Origin of the sequence: Pseudomonas sp. Gutcm_11s (assembly GCF_028649395.1) — a bacterium.
Taxonomy (GTDB): domain Bacteria; phylum Pseudomonadota; class Gammaproteobacteria; order Pseudomonadales; family Pseudomonadaceae; genus Aquipseudomonas.
This window is the reverse complement of sequence record NZ_JAQSUW010000010.1, coordinates 35,411-60,079: the sequence shown is the minus strand read 5'-3', so window position 1 is coordinate 60,079 and position 24,669 is coordinate 35,411. Positions and strand designations below refer to the sequence as shown.

Sequence of the window (24,669 nt, the reverse complement as noted above, 5' to 3'; positions counted from 1 at the left end):
GACTCCCACCTCACCCTGACTGACCCGGTGGCGCACGCATGGCCAGAACGGTAAGCGCTGCGCCAAGCAACAGAATGGCTGCACTTGCAGTAAAGGTGCTCTGGTAGCCGCTGTGGTCGAACAACCAGCCGCCCAGTGTAGAGCCCGAGGCAATGGCAAACTGCACCACTGCCACCATCAGCCCACCACCTGCCTCGGCATCATTGGGCATCGCTTGTGCAATCCAGCTCCACCAGCCAACAGGTGCTGCCGTGGCCATCAGCCCCCACAGGCCTAGCAGTATCGCCACCGGAACGCCCCAACCGCCGGTAGGGATCAGCGCGAGGGCAATCACAGCCATCAGCACTGGAATAGTAATCAACGTGCGATACAGGCCCTTTTTCAGCAGTGAGCCAATCAACAGCGTTCCAGCCAAACCGGCTACACCGATAACTAGCAAGATCAATGACAGGGTGGTGGCATCGACCAGGGTCACCGTTTCGAGGAATGGCCGGAGGTAGGTGAACAGAGCAAACTGCCCCATGAAGAAGACGCCGCAAGCCGCCATGCCGAACGCCACCGAGCGAGTGCCGAGCAGCCTGAGAACACTAGGTGCAGGACTCTTTCGCACTTGGGGCTGCATGCTTGGCAGGCTGAACCACTGCCAAACCAGCGCGACGACTGCCACCGGCACCAGGCAGAGGAATGCCCCTCGCCAACCGATTACCGAGCCCAGGTAGCTGCCCAGCGGCGCCGCGATCACCGTGGCCAGGGCATTGCCACCGTTGAAGATCGCCAGCGCCTTGGGCACCTGATCATCGGGCACTAGGCGCATGGCCGTGGCCGCCGACATTGACCAGAAACCGCCGATGACCACGCCTAGCAACGCTCGTCCCAGCATGTAGAAGGTAAAGTTCGGCGCGAACGCTACCACGGCGCCGGAGACCGCCATCAGGCCCGTCAGGATGAGCAGCAGCGTCTTGCGATCCATGCTCCCAGCCAGCCAGGTAATCGACAGACTGGTCAGCACGGCGAACACACCGGAGATGGCGATACCCTGTCCCGCAGCACCTTCGCTGACCTGCAGATCCGTTGCCAGTGGCGTCAGCAGACTGACGGGCATGAACTCCGAGGCGATCAGGGCAAAGACACAGAGCGTCATCGCCAAGACCCCACCCCAGTGACTGGGGCGGGACTGCGGCTGGTCAGTGGCGAAGGCGCCTGGCTGGGCGGCAAGTTGGCTAGTCATGGTGCCTGCCTCGCGGATCACTTCAGGCCGTTCTGGAAGAACTGGGTGAGCTTGTCGAAAGGAATCAGATTCACCCGGTCATACAGGTCGACGTGCCCGGCGTTGGGGACGATGAAAAGCTCCTTGGGTTCGCCCGCCAAGCGGAAGGCCTCTTCACTGAACTCGCGCGAGTGAGCGTTCTCGCCAGCGATAAAGAGCATCGGGCGCGGGGAGATAGTCTCGATATCCGCGAACGGGTAGAAGTTCATGAACTTGATATTGCTGGTCAGCGTCGGGTGGGTGGTCAGCTCTGGGCTCGAGCCCGCCGGGGTGAACTCGCCTCGCGCAGTGCGATAGAAATCGAAGAACTCACGCTGGATCGGGTGGGTATCGTCCGTCAGCTCATGCACGGTGCCGCTGGTGTACTGCGTCTTGCCGCCGGTGAACTCCTCGTAGCGCTGCTCGGCTGCGGCGGCGATTGCCTGCTTGCGCTGCTCCAGGGTTTGCGAGTGCTTGAGGCCATTGCGATTGGCGGCACCCATGTCATACATGCTGACCGTTGCAATTGCCTTCATGCGCGGGTCGATCTTGGCCGCACTGATGACGAAGCTGCCGCTGCCACAGATGCCCAGCACACCGATGCGCTGCCGATCCACGAATGCCTGGGTACCGAGATAGTCGACAGCCGCACTGAAGTCTTCCGCATACATGTCGGGGAGAACGGCGTTGCGCGGGCTGCCCTCGCTCTCGCCCCAGAACGACAAGTCCAGCGCCAGAGTAACGAAGCCTTGCTCCGCCAGTTTCTGGGCATACAGGTTGGAACTCTGCTCCTTCACCGCGCCCATGGGATGGCCAACGATGATGGCCGGGCTGCGTGCGGACTTACCCAGGCTCTTGGGGATGAACAGGTTGCCCACCACCTTCATCTGGTACTGGTTGTTGAAGCTGACCTTTTCCAGGGTCACCTTGTCGCTCTTGAAAAAGTTGTCTGCGCCGTTGGACATATCGGCTCCTAAAGCGGTGATCGTGCTGAGCAGAAGGCCCAGCGCTATAAGAAGTCTGTTCATGGGATCGCCCTCTTCACGGGTTGAAGATCAATCACCGAGCCAGCTCTGGCGATTGCATGGGCCCGCTCGCGGGAGAAGACGCAAGGGGGACAGGAGGCATTTTCGTAAAAGAAATAGGTTTTGATTAGCTAATGAATGCTTAAAGCCGCTATAACTCCTGCTACTTAATCAGGGGATTGGCTCATGCCTCGGCATAACTTCAACGACCTCCAGGCCTTCGTGACAGTGGCTCGCGAAGGCAGCTTCACGCGCGCAGCAGCGCACCTGGGCGTTACCCAGTCGGCAGTCAGTCAGGTGGTGTCTGGGCTGGAGGCACGGCTACAGATTCGCCTGCTCACCCGCACCACCCGCAGTGTTTCCCTGACGGCGGCTGGTGAACGGCTGCTGGAGGCTATCGGTCATCGTTTCGATGAAATCGAAGTCGAGCTGGATGCCCTGACCGAGCTGCGTGACAAACCAGCGGGAACGGTGCGTATCACCTGTGGTGACAACATTATCAAGACGACCTTGCTACCCAAGCTGATACCCGTTCTGGAGACCTATCCGGATATCAAGCTCGAATTCGATATCAACTACGGCTTCCGTGACATCGTGGCTGAGCGCTTCGATGCTGGCGTGCGCTTCAGCGGGACGGTGGCTCAGGACATGATCGCGGTGCCCATCGGCGGCGATCTGCGCATGGCAGCAGTGGCGGCCCCCAGCTATTTCGCCCAGCACCCCCTCCCCACGCATCCCAATGATCTGGCTGCGCATCGGTGCATCGATATCCGCTTTCCAACCTATGGTGGAGTGGATGCCTGGGAGTTCGAGCGCAAAGGCAAAAAGCTGAGGGTGAGGGTCAAAGGGCAACTGGTGTTCAATACCACGACCCATATTGCGGACGCCGCCGTCGGCGGCTTGGGAATCGCCTATCTACCCGAAGACGAGTTCGCCCCCCACCTTGAAGAGGGCCGGCTGATTCGTGTGCTGGAGGACTGGTGCGAGCCGTTTTCCGGCTATCACCTCTACTATCCCAGCCGTAGACAACCCTCGCCTGCTTTTGCCCTCGTGCTCGAGGCGTTGCGAGTAACGAGGTAGAGCCAAAACGACGGGTTGGCTTCATATCTTGTCCTCGATGTCCGCTTTTGGCCGGAAGCAGCCAATCACAAACGTCTGCTTTTAGCCGATTGCAGCCTGTCACCAGCGTCCGCCACTAACCAAGGACGTTTTGGTCCAGCTCAAACCGCCACCCAATGCGTGGTTTGCGGCGTGCCCAAACAAAGTCTTGTTTTCGCCAATCGTTCAGACGTCTGGACTCTGCGGCTCAGGAGTAAAACCTAGACTCAAACTAGTGGGAAGCTGCTCGATTGCAATCAACTCGCTGTTGTCTGTAACTATTCGACCATCACAGAGCACGGCATAGGATGGAAACCATCTAAGCGCCTGGCCATCGAACTCGTAGATTAGCTCCCGACCTGCGACTCCTCTCTCCCTCAGCTTCGCCACAAGCTGCGCAGCCTGAGCTGCCGCAGCAGGCAATGCTGCATGCGCTGCGTAATGGTGATCTACTTTTTTGCCACGAATTAGGAATGAAACCTCACAGCCGCCTTGCAGTGCCCGGATGTCAAGAATAGGGTTGTTCCGCTCAGCTAAGTGCTCGAATAACTTTCTAATCCAGCCCTGAACTGCGAGATAGGAGTCTTTGCCGGCTTCAGTGGCGATTGAGGTCACGAATGGATTCCACACGAGTACAAGGTAGGGCAACCCAACTCGTATTAACTCTTGCAGGGAATCCGCTGCGTTGTGTGAAAGCTCGGTTCGCTCAACCCGAAGAGGGGCGTCGCTGGTCACGCTATCTAGCCAAGCGTTATCCACCTCCCTCGGATCAGTCGCGATCTGAATCCATACACTTTCAGGCAGCACAGGAAGAGATTGGGGCGACTGAACCTCCCATTCACTAAGCAGATTCAAGTCTTGGAACGCTAATACCTCGCCACCTGCAAAGCATCCCAGGATTGCCACTACAAATTTCTGGCCATCATGCGTCTCGAAGCTCGCAGCTTCCAGTATCTGGCCCTTTGGCTTGCCAGGGTCATGATTGTGCAAAAAGATATACGGGGAGTTGGTTATTGACTCGACCAAGTGTTGAGCCTCGATAGGCACCAACCGAGCACCAAGTTCATCTCGTGCGTCAGTCCAGATCACCGCTGGCAGTAGCTTGCCGAAAATCCCTCCTGAAAGACGAAGAAGCGCACTTTGGACCCACTGCTTAGCAGCAGGTGACCGTTCTATCAGTTCAGCCATCAGCAACTCCTCCCTGTATGTCTTCTCATGGTTTTTCTGCGCACGAGTTTAGCACCAGCCCTAAGGCCTCTCCTTCATAGAGCTCTGCCACCATAGGAAGGAACTGGGGATAGATTACTGGTCACACTCTAAACGTCCGCTTCTGGCCGATTGCAGGTCATCTCCTGCCTGGCAGCTCGGGCGGATTTTTTCGTCGGATGCTTACAAAGTGCTTACACGGAAGCCAGAAACGAAAAAGGCCAGCCGCAATGGCTGGCCTAGATCGTTGATTTTGTTGGTGGGCCCACACGGACTCGAACCGTGGACCAAAGGATTATGAGTCCTCTGCTCTAACCGACTGAGCTATAGGCCCTCAGAAGGAGCGGCGGATTATACCGGCGCCTTTTCCGTGCTGCCAATTGGTAGCGGGCCGAGAAAATTGGCGGCGAAGGCCTCGGCGCTCAGCGGGCGGCTGACCACATAGCCTTGGATCTGCGCGCAGCCTTCGCTGGTCAGGAAGATCTCCTGGGCCTTGGTTTCCACACCCTCGGCGATCACCGTCATCTGCAGGCTGCGGCCGAGGGCGATGATGGCGCGGGTGATCGCGGCGTCGTCCTGGTCGTGGGGCAGGCCGCGGATGAACGACTTGTCGATCTTCAGGATGTCCAGTGGCAGGCGCTTGAGGTAGCTGAGCGAGGAGTAGCCGGTGCCGAAGTCGTCGATGGCCAGCTGCAGGCCGAGGTCCTTGAGTTCCTGCAGGATCTGCAGGGCCTCCTCGGCCTGGGTCATGATGAAGCTCTCGGTGATTTCCAGCTGCAGCTTGTCGGCGCTCAGGCCGAAGTCGGCGAGGGTGCCGGCAATGCGCTCGGTCAGCTGGGGTTGGCGCAGCTGGCTGCCGGACAGGTTGACCGACAGCGGCCCGAACGGCGCGTGGCTGGCCTGCCACTCACGCATCTGTCGACAGGCTTCCTGCAGCACCCAGTCGCCGAGTTGCAGGATCATGCCGTTGTCTTCGGCCAGCGGGATGAAGCGGTCGGGCGGGATTTCGCCGAAGATCGGGTGGCGCCAGCGAATCAGCGCTTCGGCGCCGATAAGCTGGCCGCTGTGCAGGCACAGCTTGGGCTGGTAGTGCAGGCTCAGTTCGTCGCGTTCCAGCGCGCGCCGCAGCTCCAACTCCAGGGTCATGCGCTCGGTGGCCTGGAAGGTCAGGTTGCGGGTGTACATCTCGACGCGGTTGCGGCCCTTGGCCTTGGAGCTGTACATGGCCGCGTCGGCGTTCTTCACCAGGGTGGCGACGTCGTTGCCGTCCTCGGGGAACAGGCTGATGCCGATGCTGGCGGTGATGTAGAACTCGTGGCCGTCGGCCTGGAACGGAGTGCTGAAGCAGGCCAGCAGCTTGGTCGCGATGCGTTCGGCATCGCTGGACTGGTGCAGGCCGGGTAGCAGGACGATGAACTCGTCGCCACCCAGGCGCGCCACGGTGTCGATGTCGCGCAGCTGTTCGCGCAGGCGCAGGGCGATGCCCTTGAGCAACTGGTCGCCGACCGGATGGCCGAGGCTGTCGTTGATGTGTTTGAAGCGGTCGAGGTCGAGGAACATCACGGCGCCTTGCCGCTGTTCGGCGCGCGCGTCGTTCAGTGCGGCGTCCAGGCGGCTCTCGAACAGCATGCGGTTGGGCAGGCCGGTGAGTGGGTCGTGATGGGCCTGGTAGTCGAGCCGGGCCTGGGCATGTTTGAGCGAGCTGATGTCGGCGAACACGCCGACGAAGTGGGTGATCTGCCCCTCCTGATTGCGCACTGCGCTGATGGTCAGCCACTCCGGGAAGGATTCACCGTTCTTGCGCTTGTTCCAGATCTCGCCCTGCCAGTGGCCCTCGGCGGCCAGCTGGTGCCACATGGCTGCGTAGAAGGCGCTGTCGTGGCGGCCCGAGGCGAGCAGGCGCGGGCTCTGGCCCAGGGCCTCGGCCTCGCTGTAGCCGGTGATCGCGCTGAAGGCACGGTTGACCGCGGTGATGCGTTGGTCGAGATCGGTGATCATCACGCCTTCGGCGGTGCTCTCGAACACGGTAGCGGCCTGGTGCAGGCGCGCCTGCATCTGTTCGCGCTCGGTAACGTCGCGGGCGATGATCAGCATGCACGGTTCGCCTTCGATCATCAGTGGCTGTACGGCGAGTTCGCTCAGGCGCAACTGGCCGGCGGCGGTGTTGATCCAGGCGCGGAAGTCGCGCACCGCGCCTTGGCTGCGGACCTGGGCGACCATGGCGTCGCGCGCCTGTGGCTGTGCCCAGAGGCCGAGGGCCAACGTGGTGTGGCCGATCACCCGCTGGCTGTCGTGGCCGGTGATGCGGAAGAAGCCGTCGTTGGCCTCGAGGATCGTGCCGTCGGCGAGACGCGTGATCAGCAGGCCATCCGGCGAGGCATGGAAGGCCTTGGCGAACTTCTCCTCGGACAGCTGCAGGCGTTGCTGGGTGCGCTGCAGTTCGGTGATATCGCGTACGGCCACGACCAGGGCGGGCTGGCCATCCATCTCGATATGCTGGGCGGAGATCAGGCCGCTGAACTGCTCGCCGTTGCGCCGACGGAACGGCATTTCGATGTTGTTGAGAACCTCCTGCTGCAGGCGGTCCAGCAGCATCGGCCCCACGCTCGGCAGCCCCCAGATATCCAGCTCGCTGGCGGTCTTGCCGACGGCTTCCTGGGCGCTGATGCCGAGCTGTTGCTCGAAGGTGCGGTTGACGGTGAGCAGTACGCCGTCGACCCGGCGGGCGATGACCAGAATGTCCGGGCAGTGGTGGAAGACCAGTGCGAACTTCTCCTCCGACAGACGCTGCGCCGCTTCGCTGTGCTTGGCCTCGCTGATGTCGATCATCAGGCCGCGCAGCACGGTGCCTTCGGCGCTGGAGATCAGTGTAACGATGTCGCGTATCCACACGATGCGGCCGTCGGCGGCGAGCATGCGGTAGTCCAGGCTATGGTCGCGGCCGGCGCTGCTCTCATCGCGGCAGTAGGCTTCTGCCCGATGGGCATCGTCCGGGTGCAGCGTGCGTTGCCAGAAGCCGGGCTCCAGCCAGGCGGCCTGCGGGTAACCGAGCAGTTTCTCCGCATGCGGGGAGACATAGGTGAAGCGATAGTCGTCCAGGCTCATCTGCCAGGCGATGGCGTTGAGGCTTTCGACCAGGCCACGGTAGTGCTGTTCGCTGTTGCGCAGCTGCTCTTCGAGGGCGTGGCGCTCGTGCATCTCCTGGCGCAGGCGCAGGTTGATGCGCAGTACGGCCGCGAGGATCAGCAGGGCCAGCAGCAGCGCCGGGATGCCATACAGCAGCAGGGTGAACTGCCAGCCGCCGCGATCGTCCAGCACGCCGCCGACCCAGGGCTCCTGCAGGGCGGCGACTTCTTCGGCGCTGAGTTCGGCGAACAGGCGGTCGAGGATGCCGATCAGCACTTTGTTGTCGTGCGGTGCGGCCATCGCCAGCTGATAGCGGTAGGGCGTCTCTCCGTTCACCTGCAGGCCCTCAAGCCTGAGCCGGCGCATGCCCCAGACGCTGGAGGCGAGGTCGCCGATCATCGCATCGGCCTGGCCGGTGGCCAGTGCCTGCAGGGCCGCATTCACGCTGGGCAGCGGCAGCAGGTTGAGATCGGGATGCTGGTTGCGCAGCAGCTCGTGGGGCGCATAGTCCTGCACCACAGCCACCTTCAGTCCGTAGAGCTGCCCCAGCTTGCTGGGCTGTGGGCCGTTGCGGTGGGTGAGGATGACGATGGGGAAGTCGAGGTAGGGGCGGGTGAAGGCCAGGTCGCGCTGCCGCTCGGGGGTGGACATGATGCCGGGAAGCAGGTCGAGCTGGCCGTTCTTGGCGCTGCTCATAACCTCGCTCCAGCTGCTCGGCTCGACCGGCACGATGTCCATGTTGAGCCGCTTCTCGATCAGCTCGACATAGGCGGCGCTGAGCCCGCTGTAGCGGCCCTGTTCGTCACGAAACTCGAAGGGGGGCCAGGAGGCGTCTATGCCGAGGCGCAGTTGTGGGTGCTGCTCGAGCCAGGCCTTTTCCTCCTGGCTGAGCTCGAGAGCCGCCGCCGGGAGCGCCCAGCACGCCAGACACGACAGGAGAATGGCCAGCAGACGCGACATGCGGCAGTTCCGGAAAGCGTTGGAGACTCTTGCAGTGTAGCCGGGCAGAAAGCAAAAACCCCGGCGTTAGCCGGGGTTTCTGTGATCACTCGTCGAGGAACGAGCGGAGGTGCTCGCTGCGCGTCGGATGGCGCAGCTTGCGCAGCGCCTTGGCTTCGATCTGGCGGATACGCTCACGGGTGACATCGAACTGCTTGCCCACTTCCTCGAGGGTGTGGTCGGTGTTCATATCGATGCCGAAGCGCATGCGCAGGACCTTGGCTTCGCGAGCGGTGAGCCCGGCCAGCACTTCGCGGGTGGCTTCCTTGAGGCTTTCCACGGTAGCCACCTCGATCGGCGACTGCATGGTGGAGTCCTCGATGAAGTCGCCCAGGTGCGAATCTTCGTCGTCGCCGATCGGCGTCTCCATGGAGATCGGCTCTTTGGCGATCTTCAGGACCTTGCGGATCTTGTCCTCGGGCATCTCCATGCGCTCGCCCAGCTCTTCCGGAGTGGGCTCGCGGCCCATCTCCTGCAGCATCTGACGAGAGATGCGGTTGAGCTTGTTGATCGTCTCGATCATGTGCACCGGAATACGGATGGTGCGCGCCTGGTCGGCGATCGAGCGGGTGATCGCCTGGCGAATCCACCAGGTGGCGTAGGTCGAGAACTTGTAGCCGCGGCGGTATTCGAACTTGTCCACCGCCTTCATCAGGCCGATGTTGCCTTCCTGGATCAGGTCGAGGAACTGCAGACCACGGTTGGTGTACTTCTTGGCGATGGAGATCACGAGACGCAGGTTGGCCTCGACCATCTCTTTCTTCGCCCGGCGAGCTTTCGCTTCACCGATGGACATGCGGCGGTTGATGTCCTTGATCTCGGCGATCACCAGGCCGGCGTCGGCCTCGATGGCGGACATCTTTTCCTGGCAGCGCTGGATATCGGCCAGCAGGTTGCCGATGGCTTCGGCGTACTTGGCCTTGCCCTTGGCCAGGCCGGCGGCCCAGTCCTGGGAGACTTCGTTGCCGGGGAACAGCTTGAGGAAGTCAGCGCGCGGCATGCGGGCATCACGCACGCACAGCTGCATGATGGCGCGTTCCTGGGAGCGAACCTGATCCAGCGAGCCGCGCACGCGCTCGACGAGGGCGTCGAACTGCTTCGGCACCAGCTTGATCGGCATGAACAGTTCGGCCAGGAGCTCCTGCTCCTTGTCCGCCTGCTTGCTGCCGCGGCCGTGCTTCTTCAGCGCTTTGCGGGCCTTCTCCAGTTGCTCGGCAACGGCGCCGAAGCGGCGGGCAGCTTCTTCCGGATCCGGACCGCCATCGCCTTCATCGTCGTCGCTGTCGCTTTCTTCGTCTTCTTCTTCGTCGTCCTTGGTCTCGGCGGCGGCTTCCTTCAGCTCGGGCTCGACTTCCTCGGCCGGCAGGCTGCCGTCATCCGGGTCGATGTAGCCGCTGAGGACGTCGGACAGGCGACCACCTTCGGTGGTGACGCGCTGGTATTCGGCGAGGATGCTGTCGACGGTGCCCGGGAACAGGGAGATGGCACCCATGACTTCGCGGATGCCTTCCTCGATGCGTTTGGCGATTTCGATCTCGCCTTCGCGGGTCAGCAACTCCACGGTACCCATTTCACGCATGTACATGCGCACCGGGTCAGTGGTGCGGCCGATATCGGTCTCTACCGCAGCCAGAGCCGCGGCGGCTTCTTCGGCAGCGGCTTCGTCGGTATCGGCCTCGGCCAGCAACAGGGCATCCGCATCCGGAGCACTCTCGAATACGTTGATCCCCATGTCGTTGATCATGCGGATGATGTCTTCCACCTGTTCCGGATCGGAAATATCCTCCGGCAGGTGGTCGTTGACCTCGGCGTAAGTCAGGTAACCCTGCTCACGACCACGGCTGATCAACTCTTTCAAACGAGACTGCTGTTGCGCTTTTCCGGACATAGCACCCTATCCACTGAAGGTCTTGGCGGGCTGAAAATAAGCCGAGGATTATACCTGATTTGACGGGTCAGGCGCCAGTTGGGGTCTTGCTGTCGGGCGATGATGTGTGGCTGAACTGCTCTCGCAGCAGTGCTTTCTCTTCATCGCTCAGTTCGCTGGGGCTCTTGTGCATGACGCTTCGCAGTAGCTGATCGCGTCGTTTCTTCAGCTGGCCATTGGCAAGTGTAGTAATGGTGTCGAAGAACTGCTTTTCAAGATTGTCGCCCTCGATCAGCCATTCCTTTTCCGCCAGAGCGCGCAGCAGACGGCCCTGCTCGGTGCCGTGCCAGCGGGCGATCAGCTGCAGCGAACGCAGGTTCGGGCTCTTCTGCACGGCGCCGACCAGTGCCACCAGCAGCTGGGCGTAGGTATCGCCTTCGTCGGCGAAGTGGCTGACATCTTCGACCTTCTGAGCCAGTTGCGGGTGGTGCAGCAGGGTGCGCAGGGCGGTCAGGGTCGGTGATTCGACGTGTACCGGCTTGCGCGGTGGCGCGCCGTCACGCGAGCCTTTCTTCCAGTCGCCGCCCTTTTTCCACTCGCCATCCTTCTTCCAGGATTTGCCGTCGCCCTTCTGCCAGGGCTTTTTCTGTTCGTAGGCTTCGGCTGGCGGCTCGATATGGTCGGCATAGTCGGCGATGTCGCCGTAATCCGGTTGTGCGTCGTAGTAGTGGCCGTAGTCTCCGGTGGGCTCGTGGCTGGCAGGTGTTGCGGGGGCTGCCGGTGCGCCCTGGGCGACCTGTGCCAGCATCTCGCCCGAGAGGCCGGTGATCTCGGACAGGCGCTGGCGCATCAGGGCGCGCAGGTGGTTGCCGGGAATTTTCTCGATCAGCGGGGCGGCCAGGGTCACCAGGTGCGCCTTGCCTTCCAGTGAGCGCGGGTCGGCTTCTTCCGAGAGTTGCTGGAAGAAGTAGTCGGCCAGCGGCTGGGCGTGCTGGTTGATGCGCGCGCGGAAGGCATCGGTGCCTTCGCTGCGGACCAGGGTGTCCGGGTCCTCGCCCTCGGGCAGGAACAGGAAGCGCGCGCGACGGCCGTCCTGCAGGTTGGACAGGGTCGCCTCCAGGGCGCGCCAGGCGGCCTTGCGTCCGGCGGCGTCGCCGTCGAAGCAGAACAGCACGCTCGGTACCAGGCGGAACAAGCGCTTGAGGTGTTCCTCGCTGGTGGCCGTGCCGAGGGTCGCAACCGCGTTGCGCAGGCCTTGCTGGGCCAGGGCGATGACGTCCATGTAGCCCTCGACCACCATGATCTCGTCGAGGTCGCGGTTGTTCTTGCGCGCTTCGTACAGGCCGTAGAGCTCCTGCCCCTTGTGGAACACCGGGGTCTCGGGGGAGTTGAGGTACTTGGGCTTGTCGTCGCCCAGTACGCGGCCACCGAAGGCGATGATCCTTCCGCGGCTGTCGCGGATGGGGAACATCACGCGGTCGCGGAAGCGGTCATAGATACGGCCGTTCTCGGCGTTCTCGATCAGCAGGCCGGCATCGATCATGGCCTTCTGCTGCAGCTTGTCGCCGGCCAGGTGCTTGTGCAGGTTGTCCCAGCCGGGTGGGGCGAAACCGAGGCCGAAGTCGCGGGCGATCTCGCCGGTCAGGCCGCGGCCCTTGAGGTAGTCGACCGCCGACTTGCGTGTCGGATGGCTCTTCAGGGCCTGGCGAAAGTAGTCGGCGGCGGCAGTCAGCAGTGGATAGAGCGGTGAGTCGGTGGGCTGGCGCGGCGTTCGCCCGCGGCCGCTTTCCTCGCGCGGGATGTCCATGCCAGCGCGCTTGGCCAGGTCCTCGACGGCCTGGGGGAAGTCCAGACTGTCGTGGTCCATGATGAAGCCGAGGGCGTTGCCACCGGCGCCGCAGCCGAAGCAGTAGTAGAACTGCTTGTCCGGGCTGACGCTGAAGGAGGGGGTCTTCTCCTTGTGGAACGGGCAGCACGCCGAGTAGTTCTTGCCCGCCTTCTTCAGCTGGATGCGCGAACTCACCACCTCGACAATGTCGGTGCGGTTGAGCAGGTCGTCGATGAAGGACTGCGGAATCAGACCGGCCATGGCTCGTCAGCGTGAAGGTGGGAAGGCGGCAGCATAAACGAAAAAACTCCGGCCATCGCCAGGTGGCGACGCGGAGTCAAAAATGCAAAACCCGGCCGAAGCCGGGCTATGCGAAAGCCTTTAGCGGCGCGACTGATAACTCAGTACAGGCGCTCGCGGCGACGCTGCTCGCGCTGCACTTTCTTGGCGTGACGCTTAACAGCGGCAGCAGCCTTGCGCTTGCGCTCGGTGGTGGGCTTCTCGTAGAACTCGCGGCTGCGCACTTCGGCCAGAACACCGGCCTTTTCGCAGGAGCGCTTGAAACGACGCAGAGCTACGTCGAAGGGTTCGTTCTCTTTAACTTTGACGGCTGGCATCCAGGTCGTACCTTCACTGTTTTACCGAATGGACGACGCGATCCGGCAAGGGCACGGGAGTACGTCGGTTTTCAAGGGCTGCGGATATTAACGCCTCGCGCCTCGGAATGCAAAGCCTCTGATCGAAAAGCGCTGGCCGGGCCTGAGGGCGACGATTATTATGCGCGCCTCCTTTTATAGCCAGTGTTGAAGGTCCTAACCCCCATGCTAGTACTGGGCCTGGAAACCTCCTGCGACGAGACCGGCGTCGCGCTCTACGACAGCGAGCGCGGCCTGCTGGCCGATGCCCTGTTCAGCCAGATCGACCTGCACCGCGTCTATGGCGGTGTGGTGCCGGAGCTCGCCTCGCGTGACCACGTCAAGCGTATGCTGCCGCTGATTCGCCAGGTGCTGGACGAGGCGGGCGCTTCCCGCGAGCAGATCGAGGCGATCGCCTATACCTCCGGCCCCGGCCTGGTCGGTGCGCTGCTGGTCGGCGCCGCCTGCGCCCAGGCCCTGGCGTTCGCCTGGGGCATCCCGGCAGTGGGCGTGCACCACATGGAGGGCCACCTGCTGGCGCCCATGCTGGAGGAAACGCCGCCAGCTTTCCCGTTCGTCGCCTTGTTGGTTTCCGGTGGGCACACCCAACTGGTGCGGGTCGACGGTATCGGCCGTTACCAGTTGCTCGGCGAGTCGCTGGACGATGCCGCCGGCGAGGCCTTCGACAAGACTGCCAAGCTGATGGGCCTGCGCTATCCGGGCGGTCCGGAGATCGCTCGCCTGGCCGAGCAGGGCACGGCGGGGCGCTTCACCTTCCCGCGGCCGATGACCGACCGCCCCGGCCTGGATTTCAGCTTCAGCGGCCTGAAGACCTTCACCCTGAATACCTGGCAGCAATGCCGCGACGCCGGCGATGCCAGTGAGCAGACCCGTGCCGACATCGCCCTGGCCTTCCAGGAGGCGGTGGTCGATACCCTGACCATCAAGTGCAAGCGCGCGCTCAAGCAGACCGGCCTCAACAGCCTGGTGATCGCTGGTGGGGTGAGCGCCAACTCGGCCCTGCGCCAGTCGCTGGAAGGCATGCTGGCGGGTCTCAAGGGCAAGGTGTTCTACGCCCGCCCGCGCTTCTGCACCGACAACGGCGCGATGATCGCCTACGCCGGCTGCCAGCGCCTGCTGGCCGGCCAGCACGAAGGGCCGGAGATCAAGGTGCAGGCTCGCTGGCCGATGGAGCAGTTGCCGGCGATATGAGCCGGGCTCAGCCGGCGGATTAGAAATGTCGTTCGCGTCCGGCCAGCAGGTCGCGTAGATTGCCGCGATGACGCCAGACGATCAGCCCGGTCAGCACGCACATCGGTAGCAGCGCTCCCGGTTGCTGCCAGGCCAGCAGAGGCAGGGTCAGTGGCGTGGCGATCAGCGATGCCAACGAGCTGGTCCGCGTGAGGAAGAAGGTCAGCGCCCAGGCGGCGAGGGCCAGTAGTGCTGCCGGCGGATAGAGACCGAGCAGCATGCCGGCCGCAGTGGCCACGCCCTTGCCGCCCTGGAAACGGAAGTAGATGGGGTAGAGGTGGCCGATCACCGCTGCCAGGCCGACCCAGGCCTGCTCCTGAACCGACAGGTCGAGCAGGTAGGCGACCATCACCGGCAGCAGGCCCTTGGCCAGGTCGCCGAGCAGGGTCAGTACGGCGAGCCTCTTGCCTGCTACACGCAGCATGTTGGTGGCGCCCGGATTGCCCGAGCCACTGGCGCGAGGGTCGGGGCCGCCAGCCAGGCGGCTGAGCAGGATGGCGAAGGACAGCGAGCCGAGCAGATAGGCGAGCAGTACCAGCAGCCAGAACATGGTATCCATTCCGGGGCGAGAGAGTCCCGATTCTAGCGGCGGGACCCTGGTCTTGTCGTGCAGCGGAGACGAGGTTTGGACAAGGTTTTCATCGAAGGTCTGGAAGTCGACACCCTGATCGGTGCCTACGACTGGGAGCGTGGCATTCGCCAGTGCCTGCTGCTCGACCTGACATTTGCCTGGGACATTCGCCCGGCTGCCGCCGATGACGACCTCGGCAAGGCCCTCGACTACGCCGCAGTGAACCAGAGCGTGCAGGCCTTTGCCGACGCCGCCCGCTTCGAACTGGTGGAGACCTTCGCCGAGCGCCTGGCCGAAGCCCTGCTCACGGAGTTCGGCATGTCCTGGTTGCGCCTCAAGGTGACCAAGCCGGGTGCCAATGCCCAGGCCCGCGCCGTGGGTGTGGAAATCGAGCGTAGCCGGTCATGACGCCTATCTTCCTCGGCCTTGGCAGCAACGCTGACCGCGAACTGCACCTGGATGCAGGCCTCGATGCGCTGGCCGAGTTTCTCGTCGATCTGCGTTGCTCGCCGGTGTTCGAGAGCCGTCCGGTGGGGATCAAGAGCGGCAACTTCTACAACCTGGCGGTCAGCGCTCGTACCGACCTGCCGTTGGCGGAGCTGGATCGCCGGCTAAAGTGCATCGAGGCCGACAATGGCCGCTACGCGCCGGAGCGCAAGGGGCTGCCGCTGGATATCGACGTGCTGATGTACGGCGATCAGGTCGGCAGTTTCGATGGCCTGGTGTTGCCGCGCGCGGAGATCCTGAAGAACGCCTTCGTGCTCTGGCCGCTGGCGCTGCTGGCGCCTGAAGCGCTTCACAGCGGCACCGGCAAGGCCTTCGCCGAGCTGTGGCTCAAGGCGCAGATTGAGCAGCAGCTGTGGCCGGTGCCCTTCCAGTGGCGCGGCGCCGAGCTGACGCCTGCGTCGCTCATCCAGAGCTATCCGGCTCCGCTCTAGGCTCGGGCCTGTTCCTTGTAGGCCTTGAGCGCTTTCAGGCGTTCGCCCTTGAGCGCCTCACCCAACTCCGCCCCTTTCAGGCCGCGCTCGACCAGTGGCTGCACCGCCACCGCGCGGGCAGCCTGCATGGCGCCGCGCAGGTAGGCGGCCTGCGGATAGTCGCGTTGCTCCAGGCCCAGGCGGCCGCGGGCGTCCATCTCGCAGGCAGCGAGAAACTCCTCGAAACGCTGCGGCCGGCGATACACGTCGAAGCTCTGCAGCAGCTCCAGCAGGGTATTGGCGCGTAGCTCCAGGGCGCGATGGCTGTGGGTGTGGTACTCGCCGACCAGCAGGGCCAGCTCGGCACAGTCCCGTGGCACCTTGCAGCGCGCATTGACCGCCGCGATCAGCTTGAGGCCGCGATGCTCGTGGGCGATATGCCGCGGCCACTCGGCCTCGGGCGTGCGGCCTTTGCCCAGGTCGTGCAGCAGGCAGGCCCAGCGCACGGTCAGCGGCTGCTCATGCAGGGCGCACTGTTGCAGCACCATCAGGCAGTGCACGCCGGTGTCCACCTCGGGGTGGTGCGCCTCGGGCTGCGGTATGCCGAACAGCGCATCGAGCTCTGGCAGCAGGCGGGCGAGGGCGCCGCAGTCGCGCAGTACCTGGATGAACACATCCGGGCGTGGCTCCAGCAGGGCGCGGGAGATTTCCTTCCAGCTGCGCTCGGGCGTCAGGGCCTCCAGCTCGCCGGATTCGGCCAGCTGGCGCATCAGCACCAGGGTCTCGTCGGCCACGCGGAAGCCCAGCGGCGCGTAGCGGGCGGCGAAGCGCGCCACGCGCAATACGCGCAGCGGATCCTCGGCGAAGGCCGGGGAGACGTGGCGCAGCAGGCGGTCTTCGAGATCCTGCAGGCCGCCGTAGGGGTCGATCACCTGGCCGTCATCGTCCTCGGCCATGGCGTTGATGGTCAGGTCGCGGCGGATCAGGTCTTCTTCGAGGGTGACGTCCGGGCTGGCGTGGAAGGTGAAGCCGCCATAGCCCTTGCCCGACTTGCGCTCGGTGCGGGCCAGCGCGTATTCCTCGCCGCTGTCGGGGTGGAGGAACACCGGGAAGTCGCTGCCCACCGGGCGATAGCCCTGGGCTTGCATGGCTTCGGCGGTGGCGCCCACCACTACCCAGTCGATATCGCTGACCGGGCGGCCGAGCAGGCGGTCGCGCACGGCGCCGCCAACCTTGTAAATCTGCATGTCGATTCCTCCATTGCCGCGGAGGATAAGCGAAAGCGCCGGCTGACGCTTCCTCGTCGCCAGCGCCTGGGAGCAACGGCTCAGATGGGCGGGATCACCAGGTCCAGGCGCGGGTACTCGTTGTCGTCGCTCTGTTCGCCCTTGGGCGGCACGTGCTGCACGCCAACCACCTGGTCGCCGCGCATGCTCTCCAGGTGGATGTCGAAGCCCCACAGGCGATGCAGGTGCTTGAGCACCTCGGCGGTGGAGTCGCCCAGCGGTTTGCGATCGTGCTGGTAGTGACGCAGGGTCAGCGAGCGGTCGCCACGGCGGTCGACGCTGAATATCTGGATGTTGGGCTCGCGGTTGCCCAGGTTGTACTGGGCTGCCAGGGTTTCGCGGATCTGCCGGTAGCCCGGCTCGTCGTGGATGGCGGGGATCAGCAGGTCGTCCTTCTGGTCGTCGTCGAGCACGCTGAACAGCTTGAGGTCGCGGATCACCTTGGGCGAGAGGAACTGCAGGATGAAGCTCTCGTCCTTGAAGTTGGCCATGGCGAACTTGATGGTCGACAGCCAGTCGCTGCCGGCGATGTCCGGGAACCAGCGCTTGTCTTCGTCGGTGGGGCGCTCGCACATGCGGCGCAGGTCGCAGTAGATGGCGAAGCCCAGCGTGTAGGGGTTGATGCCGCTGTAGTAGGGGCTGTCGAAGCCGGGCTGGTAGACCACGCCGGTGTGCGACTGCAGGAACTCCATCATGAAGCCTTCGGTGACCAGGCCTTCGTCGTACAGGTCGTTCATCAGTGTGTAGTGCCAGAAGGTGGCCCAGCCCTCGTTCATCACCTGGGTCTGGCGTTGCGGGTAGAAGTACTGGGCGATTTTGCGCACGATGCGCACCACCTCGCGCTGCCAGGGTTCCAGCAACGGTGCGTGCTTCTCCAAGAAGTACAGGATGTTCTCCTGGGGTTCGGCCGGCCAGCGCTTGTTGTCTTGCTCGTGGCCCTTGCCGCTGCCCTTGGGAATGGTGCGCCAGAGGTCGTTGATCTGCTTCTGCAGGTGCTCCTCGCGGTCTTTCTGCCGGCGCCGTTCCTCTTCGGCGGAGATCGGGTAGGGGCGCTTGTAGCGGTCCACGCCGTAGTTCATCAGGGCGTGGCAGGAGTCCAGTAGCTCCTCCACCGCATCGATGCCGTGGCGCTCCTCGCACTGCATGATGTACTGCTTGGCGAACACCAGGTAGTCGATGATCGAGTTGGCGTCGGTCCAGGTGCGGAACAGGTAGTTGCCCTTGAAGAAACTGTTGTGGCCGTAGCAGGCGTGGGCGATGACCAGTGCCTGCATGCACATGGTGTTCTCTTCCATTAGGTAGGCGATGCACGGGTCGGAGTTGATCACGATCTCGTAGGCCAGGCCCATCTGTCCGCGCGAGTAGCCCTTCTCGGTGGCCAGGAAGTGTTTGCCATAGGACCAGTGGTGATAGCCCAGCGGCATGCCCACCGAGGAGTAGGCGTCCATCATCTGCTCGGCGGTGATCACTTCGATCTGGTTGGGGTAAGTGTCCAGCGCGTAGCGCTCGGCGATGCGCGCGATCTCCTTGTCGTACTGGCGGATCAGGTCGAAGGTCCACTCCGACCCGATGGACAGCGGCTGGCGTCTTTTCTCGGCTGCGCTCATGGTGCGGCCCTCAGGTGACCATGCGCCGCTGGAACAGCTCGCGGAACACCGGGTAGATGTCCGCGGCGGAGACCAGCTGCTGCTGGGCGAAGGATTGGGCGAAGGTCTCGCTGACCTGTTCGTACTCGTACCACAGCGCCTGGTGCTCGCGCGGGGTGATCTCGACGTAGGTGAAGTACTGCATGAACGGCATGATCTGGTTGATCAGGATGTCGCGACACACCGGCGAGTCGTCGTTCCAGTTGTCCCCGTCCGACGCCTGGGCGCCATAGATGTTCCATTCGTTGGTCGGGTAGCGCGCGGCCATGATCTCCTGCATCAGCTTGAGCGCGCTGGAGACGATGGTGCCGCCGGTTTCGCGGGAGTAGAAGAACTCCTCCTCGTCGACTTCCTTGGCGCTGGTGTGGTGGCGGATGAACACCACCTCGATGCGCTCGTAGTTCCGTTTGAGGAACAGGTACAGGAGGATGAAGAAGCGCTTGGCGATGTCCTTGGTGGCCTGGGTCATCGAACCGGACACGTCCATCAGGCAGAACATCACTGCCTTGGAGCTGGGGTTGGGCTGCTTGACCAGCAGGTTGTACTTGAGGTCGAAGGTGTCGAGGAACGGGATACGGTGGATGCGTGCGCTGAGCCGCTCGATCTCCTCCTGCAGCGTCTGGATGTCGCCGAAGTTGTCCGGCTCCTCGCGCTTGAGCCGCTCCAGTTCGGCCTTGGCCTCGCGCAGCTTGCTGCGGCTAGAGCCGGACAGGGCGATGCGTCGCGCATGGGCCGAGCGCAGGGTACGGACGATGTTGATGCGGGCCGGGTTGCCTTCGTTGCTGATGCCGGCGCGCACCGTCTTGAAGGTGTCGGTGCCGGTCAGATGGCGCTTGATCAGGTTGGGCAGTTCCAGGTCCTCGAACATGAAGTCGAGGAACTCCTCCTGGGTGATCTGGAACACGAACTCGTCCATGCCCTCGCCGGAGTTGCTCGCTTTGCCGGGGCCGCGCCCGCCGCCACCGCCCTGCGGGCGAGGCACATGGTCGCCGGAGCTGAACTCCTTGTTGCCGGGGTGGACGATGGTCTGCCGCCCGCCACGGCCGTGGTGCAGCACCGGCTCGTCGATGTCGCGGCCGGGAATGCTGATCTGCTCGCCGTGCTCCATGTCGGTGATGGAACGCCGGCTGACCGCCTCCTCGACGGCCTTCTTGATGTGCTCACGGTAACGCCGCAGGAAGCGCTGGCGGTTCACCGTGCTCTTGTTCTTGCCGTTCAGGCGCCGGTCTATCACATAGCTCATAGCGTCTCCTTAGCGCATACGCCCTTGCGGGCGTATGGCAGCCGGCGCGCCTGACACGGCGCGCCGGCGGCGGGTTACTGCGACTTGCGAACCCGCAGATACCACTCGGACAGCAGGCGTACCTGCTTCTCGGTGTAGCCACGTTCGACCATGCGTTTGACGAAGTCGTTGTGCTTCTGCTGATCCTCCTTGCTGGCCTTGGCGTTGAAGCTGATGACCGGCAACAGGTCCTCGGTGTTGGAGAACATCTTCTTCTCGATCACCACGCGCAGCTTCTCGTAGCTGAGCCAGGTGGGGTTCTTGCCGTTGTTGTTGGCCCGGGCGCGCAGCACGAAGTTGACGATCTCGTTGCGGAAATCCTTCGGGTTGCTGATGCCGGCCGGCTTCTCGATCTTCTCCAGTTCCTCGTTGAGGGCCACGCGGTTGAGGATCTCGCCGGTCTCCGGATCGCGGTATTCCTGGTCCTGGATCCAGAAGTCGGCGTACAGCACGTAGCGGTCGAAGATGTTCTGGCCATACTCGCTGTAGGACTCCAGGTAGGCGGTTTGGATCTCCTTGCCGATGAACTCGATATAGCGCGGCGCCAGGTACTCCTTGATGTAGCGCAGGTAGCGCTCGCGCATCTCGGCGGGGAACTGCTCCTGCTCGATCTGCTGCTCCAGCACGTACAGCAAGTGCACCGGGTTGGCGGCGATCTCGTGTGGGTCGAAGTTGAATACCTTGGACAGGATCTTGAAGGCGAAGCGGGTGGATAGGCCGTTCATGCCCTCGTCGACGCCAGCGCTGTCGCGGTATTCCTGGATCGACTTGGCCTTGGGATCGGTGTCCTTGAGGTTCTCGCCGTCGTAGACGCGCATCTTCGAGTAGATATTGGAGTTCTCCGGGTCCTTCAGGCGCGACAGGGTGGAGAACTGGGCCAGCATCTTCAGGGTGTCCGGCGCGCAGTGGGCATTGGCCAGCGAGCTATGGGTGAGCAGCTTGTCGTAGATCTTGATCTCGTCGGTGACGCGCAGGCAGTAGGGCACCTTGACGATGTAGATACGGTCGATGAACGCCTCGTTGTTCTTGTTGTTGCGGAAGCTGTGCCACTCGGACTCGTTGGAGTGGGCCAGGATGATGCCGCTGTAGGGCAGGCCGCCGAGGCCCTCGGTGCTGTTGTAGTTGCCCTCCTGGGTGGCGGTCAGCAGCGGGTGCAGCACCTTGATCGGTGCCTTGAACATCTCGACGAATTCCATCAGGCCCTGGTTGGCCCGGCACAGGGCGCCCGAGTAGCTGTAGGCGTCGGCGTCGTTCTGCGGGAATTCCTCGAGCTTGCGGATATCCACCTTGCCCACGAGGGCGGAGATGTCCTGGTTGTTCTCGTCGCCCGGCTCGGTCTTGGCGATGGCGATCTGGTTGAGGATTGAGGGGTGCAGCTTGACCACGCGGAACTTGCTGATGTCGCCGCCGAACTCGTTGAGGCGTTTGGTGGCCCAGGGCGACATGATCGAGCGCAGGTAGCGCTGCGGGATGCCGTACTCCTCTTCGAGGATCTTGCCGTCTTCATCGGCGTTGAACAGGCCGAGCGGCGACTCGAACACCGGCGAGCCCTTGATGGCGTAGAAGGGAATGTGCTCCATCAGCTGCTTGAGCTTCTCGGCCAGCGAGGACTTGCCGCCGCCCACCGGGCCCAGCAGGTAGAGGATCTGCTTCTTCTCCTCCAGGCCCTGAGCTGCATGGCGGAAGTAGGAGACGATCTGGTCGATGCACTCTTCCATGCCGTGGAAGTCGGCGAAGGCCGGGTAGCGACGGATCACCTTGTTGGAGAAGATGCGCGACAGCCTGGGGTCGACCGAGGTATCCAGCAGCTCGGGCGAGCCAATCGCCATCAGCATCCGTTCGGCAGCGGTGGCATAGGCGCTGCGGTCCGCTTTGCACAGCTCCAGATATTCCTGCAGGGAATATTCTTCCTGCCGAGTCGCTTCGAATCGTTGCTGGAAGTGGCTGAATATACTCATGACTGCACCTCGCTCGCTTGCGTGGAGCCGGGGCGGGTCATTCGGGCGGGTGCGCGGGAAGACGGCTGCTCAGCCGTTGGAAATCCCCCAGAACACCACAAAAACGCTACCGATGGCCCGGAACCGGTGTGCCGGCTCTCCCTTCTGGATGGCCTCGTCCTAAGAGTAGTTCGGTTTCTCGGTCGTCAAGCGTTGCAGGAGGGTGACAAGGTGTTGCCGCTCGTCGGTAAGTCCGCCGCAGGCAGCGCAGGCCGCGGCTTTGCGCCGCGGCAGATTTTTTTACTCGGCGTCGCCTTGCGACACCTGGTCGGGGTACTGGCTGCGCCACAGCTCGAAGCCGCCGTCGAGGCTGTAGACCTCGGCGAAACCCTGGTGCGCCAGGTAGGCGGCAGCGCTCTGGCTGGAGTTGCCGTGGTAGCAGGAGACGATCAGCGGCGCATCGAAATCGGCCTTGGCGATGAAGTCCGGCAGGCTGTGGTTGTCCAGATGACGGGAGCCGCTGATGTGGCCATTGGCGAAGCTCTGCGGGTCGCGGATGTCCACGACCACGGCGCCTTGCTCGCGCAGGGCCTGGGCCTGCTCCGGTGGGATGCGTTTGAATTCGCTCATTGGGATGTCTCCTTGCAGTCGCAGCGGAATTTCTCGCCGCTGTCGATATTCATCAGGGTCATGGCGCCGCCCCACACGCAGCCGCTGTCGAGGGCGAACAGGCCGGGCTCGTCGCAGTGGCCTTCTAAAGCAGCCCAGTGGCCGAAGATGATCTTCTGCCCACGCGCTTTGCGCTCGGGCCAGGCGAACCAGGGCGCGTAGCCGGGTGGGGCGGTGCCCACGCCTTCCTTGCTCTTCAGGTCGAGGGTGCCGTCGGCGGTGCAGAAGCGCATGCGGGTGAAATAGTTGGTGATCACCCGCAGGCGGGTGATGCCCTGCAGGTCGCTGTCCCACTGGGCCGGCTCGTTGCCATACATGCCGTCGAGAAACAGCGGTAGGCGCGCGTCATCACGCAGCGCTTCTTCGACCTCGGCGGCGCGCTTGAGCGCCTTCTTCAGCGTCCACTGTGGGGGGATGCCGGCATGCACCAGAGCGATGTCGCGCTGCTCGTCGTGATGCAGCAGCTTCTGCTGGCGCAGCCAATCGAGCAGGTCCTTGCGATCCGGGGCGTCGAGAATTTCCTGCAGGGTATCGTTCTTCTTCAGGCGCTCGATGTTGTTCGCCGTGGCCAGCAGGTGCAGGTCATGGTTGCCCAGCACGCAGACCAGCGCATCGCGCATGGCATAGAGGAAACGCAGGGTCTCCAGCGATTCAGGGCCGCGGTTGACCAGATCGCCAACCAGCCACAGCTTGTCCCGGGTTGGGTCGAAGTCGACTCGCTCGAGCAGGCATTTCAGTGGCTGCAGGCAGCCTTGTAGGTCACCGACCGCGTAGGTCGCCATCAGTGCAGCGCCCCAGGCACGGCCAGGCGGAACGGGGCGATGGTGGCGTCGAAGCGCTTGCCGTCGTCGGCGACCATCTGGTAGCTGCCGTGCATGTTGCCGACCTTGGTCGCCATCACCGTGCCGCTGCTGTAGGTGTGGCTCTGGCCGGGCTCCAGGTGCGGCTGTTGGCCGACCACCCCGGAGCCGCGCACTTCCTGCACGCGGCCGTCGCCGTCGGTGATGATCCAGTGGCGGCTGAGCAGCTTGGCCGCCTCGCTGCCGCCGTTGTGAATGGTCACGGTGTAGGCGAAGGCATAGCGGTTCTGCTCCGGAGTGGATTGCTCCGGCAGGTAACGGGTCTCGACGCTGACGTCGATCTGGTAGCGCGGGTCGGCCATCTGGAGAAACTCGACAGGCTGGAAGGGCAGTTTAGTCCGCTTGATCGGCGGGTTGGCGTTCGGCCAGTTGGTCGGCCAGGCGCACGAAGGCGGCCAGGTCCAGCTGTTCCGGGCGCAGCCCGCCGTCCACGCCGGCGGCCTCAATGGCTTCGTTCGGCAGCAGTTGCTTGAGGGTGTTGCGCAGGGTCTTGCGGCGCATGTTGAAGGCCTCGCGCACCACGCGTTCGAGCAGGCGATGATCCTTGGCCGGGTGCGGCAGGGTCTCGTGCGGCACCAGGCGGACGATGGCCGAGTCGACCTTGGGCGGCGGGTTGAAGGCGCCTGGGCCGACGTTGAACAGGTGCTCCACGCGGCAGTGGTACTGGACCATGATCGACAGGCGGCCCCAGTCGCCACCACCCGGCTCTGCGGCCAGGCGCTCGACCACTTCCTTCTGCAGCATGAAGTGCATGTCGCGAATCAGGTGGGCGTTATTCAGCAGGTGGAAGATCAGCGGGGTGGAGATGTTGTAGGGCAGGTTGCCGACCACGCGCAGACTGTGCGGTGCAGCCTCCAGGCGGTTGAAGTCGAACTTCAGCGCATCGCCCTGGTTCAGGCGGAAGTTGGGATTGGCGCCGAACTTGCCCTGCAGGATGGGGATCAGGTCGAGGTCCAGTTCGATCACGTCGAGCTGCGCGCCGCTGCCCAGCAGGCCTTCGGTGAGGGCGCCCTGGCCCGGGCCGATTTCCAGCAGGCGCTCGCCCTCTTTGGCATGGATGGCGCGCAGGATGCGGTGGATCACGCCGGCATCGTGCAGGAAGTTCTGGCCGAAGCGCTTGCGCGCGCGGTGTTGGTACTCGGACATCGGTAAGGCTCCAAGCTTCAAGCCACAAGCTCAAAGCGCAATGCAAAGAGCGGCAGTTTAGCAGCCAAGTGGCC

Annotated in this window: 20 protein-coding genes and 1 tRNA gene; 4 read left to right on the top strand and 17 right to left on the bottom strand. The window is 63.4% G+C overall.

Features of this window, described 5'->3' with window-relative positions; all coding sequences use genetic code 11:
• Positions 1–10: 10 nt before the first annotated feature.
• Both PTT45_RS04975 and PTT45_RS04970 read right to left on the bottom strand, forming a co-directional pair.
• Complete coding sequence (locus PTT45_RS04975) at positions 11–1,228, bottom strand: MFS transporter (RefSeq protein WP_273811835.1); 1,218 nt, start codon at positions 1,226–1,228, stop codon at positions 11–13.
• A 17-nt stretch (positions 1,229–1,245) separates the two neighbouring features.
• Positions 1,246–2,274, bottom strand: coding sequence for an alpha/beta hydrolase (locus PTT45_RS04970; protein WP_273811833.1), 1,029 nt, complete (start codon positions 2,272–2,274; stop codon positions 1,246–1,248).
• A gap of 183 nt (positions 2,275–2,457) precedes the next feature.
• Here PTT45_RS04970 and PTT45_RS04965 point away from each other — a divergent pair, with 183 nt between their 5' ends.
• The gene (locus PTT45_RS04965) at positions 2,458–3,351 is read left to right on the top strand and encodes a LysR substrate-binding domain-containing protein (RefSeq protein WP_273811831.1); all 894 of its coding nucleotides are present in this window, start codon (positions 2,458–2,460) and stop codon (positions 3,349–3,351) included.
• 204 nt (positions 3,352–3,555) lie between these two features.
• On the opposite strand, the gene PTT45_RS04960 is transcribed toward PTT45_RS04965, so the two are convergent.
• From PTT45_RS04960 to rpsU, 6 genes are all read right to left on the bottom strand, one after another.
• Entirely contained in the window at positions 3,556–4,557 is a 1,002-nt protein-coding gene (locus PTT45_RS04960) for a hypothetical protein (protein ID WP_273811830.1), read from the bottom strand.
• Positions 4,558–4,832: 275 nt separating this feature from the next.
• Positions 4,833–4,909, bottom strand: a tRNA-Ile gene (locus PTT45_RS04955).
• Between the two features lie 17 nt (positions 4,910–4,926).
• Complete coding sequence (locus PTT45_RS04950) at positions 4,927–8,661, bottom strand: bifunctional diguanylate cyclase/phosphodiesterase (RefSeq protein ID WP_273811828.1); 3,735 nt, start codon at positions 8,659–8,661, stop codon at positions 4,927–4,929.
• Between the two features lie 85 nt (positions 8,662–8,746).
• A complete protein-coding gene (gene rpoD, locus PTT45_RS04945) occupies positions 8,747–10,588 on the bottom strand; it encodes an RNA polymerase sigma factor RpoD (RefSeq protein WP_273811826.1) in 1,842 nt (613 codons plus the stop codon).
• A gap of 67 nt (positions 10,589–10,655) precedes the next feature.
• The gene (gene dnaG / locus PTT45_RS04940) at positions 10,656–12,656 is read right to left on the bottom strand and encodes a DNA primase (protein WP_273811825.1); all 2,001 of its coding nucleotides are present in this window, start codon (positions 12,654–12,656) and stop codon (positions 10,656–10,658) included.
• 140 nt (positions 12,657–12,796) lie between these two features.
• Positions 12,797–13,012, bottom strand: coding sequence for a 30S ribosomal protein S21 (gene rpsU, locus PTT45_RS04935; RefSeq protein WP_021702507.1), 216 nt, complete (start codon positions 13,010–13,012; stop codon positions 12,797–12,799).
• A 204-nt stretch (positions 13,013–13,216) separates the two neighbouring features.
• Between rpsU and tsaD the strand changes: the two genes are divergently transcribed.
• Complete coding sequence (gene tsaD / locus PTT45_RS04930) at positions 13,217–14,242, top strand: tRNA (adenosine(37)-N6)-threonylcarbamoyltransferase complex transferase subunit TsaD (RefSeq protein ID WP_273811823.1); 1,026 nt, start codon at positions 13,217–13,219, stop codon at positions 14,240–14,242.
• Positions 14,243–14,261: 19 nt separating this feature from the next.
• On the opposite strand, the gene plsY is transcribed toward tsaD, so the two are convergent.
• On the bottom strand, positions 14,262–14,831 hold the full coding sequence (gene plsY / locus PTT45_RS04925; protein WP_273811822.1) for a glycerol-3-phosphate 1-O-acyltransferase PlsY: 570 nt from the start codon (positions 14,829–14,831) through the stop codon (positions 14,262–14,264).
• A gap of 75 nt (positions 14,832–14,906) precedes the next feature.
• On the opposite strand from plsY, the gene folB reads away from it, so the two are divergent.
• Together folB and folK are read left to right on the top strand one after the other, a co-directional pair.
• Complete coding sequence (gene folB / locus PTT45_RS04920) at positions 14,907–15,260, top strand: dihydroneopterin aldolase (protein WP_273811821.1); 354 nt, start codon at positions 14,907–14,909, stop codon at positions 15,258–15,260.
• Positions 15,257–15,790 carry a 2-amino-4-hydroxy-6-hydroxymethyldihydropteridine diphosphokinase gene (gene folK / locus PTT45_RS04915; protein ID WP_273811820.1) on the top strand — a complete coding sequence of 178 codons (534 nt, stop codon included), beginning with the start codon at positions 15,257–15,259 and terminating at the stop codon, positions 15,788–15,790. The genes folB and folK overlap by 4 nt, the downstream gene beginning before the upstream one ends.
• Here the strand turns inward: folK and PTT45_RS04910 are convergent.
• The 8 genes from PTT45_RS04910 to rsmA all read right to left on the bottom strand — a co-directional run bounded on the left by PTT45_RS04910 (position 15,787) and on the right by rsmA (position 24,595).
• Positions 15,787–17,016: a multifunctional CCA addition/repair protein gene (locus PTT45_RS04910; RefSeq protein ID WP_273811819.1), complete on the bottom strand. Its 1,230-nt coding sequence runs from the start codon at positions 17,014–17,016 to the stop codon at positions 15,787–15,789. The two genes, folK and PTT45_RS04910, sit on opposite strands and share 4 nt — an antisense overlap.
• Before the next feature lie 80 nt (positions 17,017–17,096).
• Complete coding sequence (locus PTT45_RS04905; RefSeq protein WP_273811818.1) at positions 17,097–18,662, bottom strand: SpoVR family protein; 1,566 nt, start codon at positions 18,660–18,662, stop codon at positions 17,097–17,099.
• Between the two features lie 10 nt (positions 18,663–18,672).
• Positions 18,673–19,944 (bottom strand): YeaH/YhbH family protein, encoded by a 1,272-nt coding sequence (locus tag PTT45_RS04900; RefSeq protein ID WP_273811817.1) that lies wholly within the window; start codon positions 19,942–19,944, stop codon positions 18,673–18,675.
• Between the two features lie 74 nt (positions 19,945–20,018).
• Positions 20,019–21,941, bottom strand: a complete 1,923-nt coding sequence (locus PTT45_RS04895) for a PrkA family serine protein kinase (RefSeq protein WP_273811816.1) — start codon at positions 21,939–21,941, stop codon at positions 20,019–20,021.
• A 279-nt stretch (positions 21,942–22,220) separates the two neighbouring features.
• Positions 22,221–22,550, bottom strand: coding sequence for a thiosulfate sulfurtransferase GlpE (gene glpE, locus PTT45_RS04890; RefSeq protein ID WP_273811815.1), 330 nt, complete (start codon positions 22,548–22,550; stop codon positions 22,221–22,223).
• Positions 22,547–23,371, bottom strand: coding sequence for a symmetrical bis(5'-nucleosyl)-tetraphosphatase (locus tag PTT45_RS04885; RefSeq protein WP_273811814.1), 825 nt, complete (start codon positions 23,369–23,371; stop codon positions 22,547–22,549). The genes glpE and PTT45_RS04885 overlap by 4 nt, the downstream gene beginning before the upstream one ends.
• Entirely contained in the window at positions 23,371–23,751 is a 381-nt protein-coding gene (gene apaG / locus PTT45_RS04880; RefSeq protein ID WP_273811813.1) for a Co2+/Mg2+ efflux protein ApaG, read from the bottom strand. Before apaG ends, PTT45_RS04885 begins: the two co-directional genes overlap by 1 nt.
• Positions 23,752–23,782: 31 nt before the next feature.
• Complete coding sequence (gene rsmA, locus PTT45_RS04875) at positions 23,783–24,595, bottom strand: 16S rRNA (adenine(1518)-N(6)/adenine(1519)-N(6))-dimethyltransferase RsmA (RefSeq protein WP_273811812.1); 813 nt, start codon at positions 24,593–24,595, stop codon at positions 23,783–23,785.
• Positions 24,596–24,669: the final 74 nt, after the last annotated feature.

Coding starts and splice junctions, on each gene's coding strand:
- PTT45_RS04900 (WP_273811817.1), bottom strand. CDS start 19,944: ATGAGCTATGTGATAGACCGGCGCCTGAACGGCAAGAACAAGAGCACG.
- PTT45_RS04905 (WP_273811818.1), bottom strand. CDS start 18,662: ATGAGCGCAGCCGAGAAAAGACGCCAGCCGCTGTCCATCGGGTCGGAG.
- PTT45_RS04975 (WP_273811835.1), bottom strand. CDS start 1,228: ATGACTAGCCAACTTGCCGCCCAGCCAGGCGCCTTCGCCACTGACCAG.
- apaG (WP_273811813.1), bottom strand. CDS start 23,751: ATGGCCGACCCGCGCTACCAGATCGACGTCAGCGTCGAGACCCGTTAC.
- rsmA (WP_273811812.1), bottom strand. CDS start 24,595: ATGTCCGAGTACCAACACCGCGCGCGCAAGCGCTTCGGCCAGAACTTC.
- PTT45_RS04895 (WP_273811816.1), bottom strand. CDS start 21,941: ATGAGTATATTCAGCCACTTCCAGCAACGATTCGAAGCGACTCGGCAG.
- glpE (WP_273811815.1), bottom strand. CDS start 22,550: ATGAGCGAATTCAAACGCATCCCACCGGAGCAGGCCCAGGCCCTGCGC.
- PTT45_RS04970 (WP_273811833.1), bottom strand. CDS start 2,274: ATGAACAGACTTCTTATAGCGCTGGGCCTTCTGCTCAGCACGATCACC.
- folK (WP_273811820.1), top strand. CDS start 15,257: ATGACGCCTATCTTCCTCGGCCTTGGCAGCAACGCTGACCGCGAACTG.
- dnaG (WP_273811825.1), bottom strand. CDS start 12,656: ATGGCCGGTCTGATTCCGCAGTCCTTCATCGACGACCTGCTCAACCGC.
- PTT45_RS04885 (WP_273811814.1), bottom strand. CDS start 23,371: ATGGCGACCTACGCGGTCGGTGACCTACAAGGCTGCCTGCAGCCACTG.
- PTT45_RS04910 (WP_273811819.1), bottom strand. CDS start 17,016: ATGCAGATTTACAAGGTTGGCGGCGCCGTGCGCGACCGCCTGCTCGGC.
- plsY (WP_273811822.1), bottom strand. CDS start 14,831: ATGTTCTGGCTGCTGGTACTGCTCGCCTATCTGCTCGGCTCGCTGTCC.
- rpsU (WP_021702507.1), bottom strand. CDS start 13,012: ATGCCAGCCGTCAAAGTTAAAGAGAACGAACCCTTCGACGTAGCTCTG.
- PTT45_RS04950 (WP_273811828.1), bottom strand. CDS start 8,661: ATGTCGCGTCTGCTGGCCATTCTCCTGTCGTGTCTGGCGTGCTGGGCG.
- tsaD (WP_273811823.1), top strand. CDS start 13,217: ATGCTAGTACTGGGCCTGGAAACCTCCTGCGACGAGACCGGCGTCGCG.
- rpoD (WP_273811826.1), bottom strand. CDS start 10,588: ATGTCCGGAAAAGCGCAACAGCAGTCTCGTTTGAAAGAGTTGATCAGC.
- PTT45_RS04960 (WP_273811830.1), bottom strand. CDS start 4,557: ATGGCTGAACTGATAGAACGGTCACCTGCTGCTAAGCAGTGGGTCCAA.
- PTT45_RS04965 (WP_273811831.1), top strand. CDS start 2,458: ATGCCTCGGCATAACTTCAACGACCTCCAGGCCTTCGTGACAGTGGCT.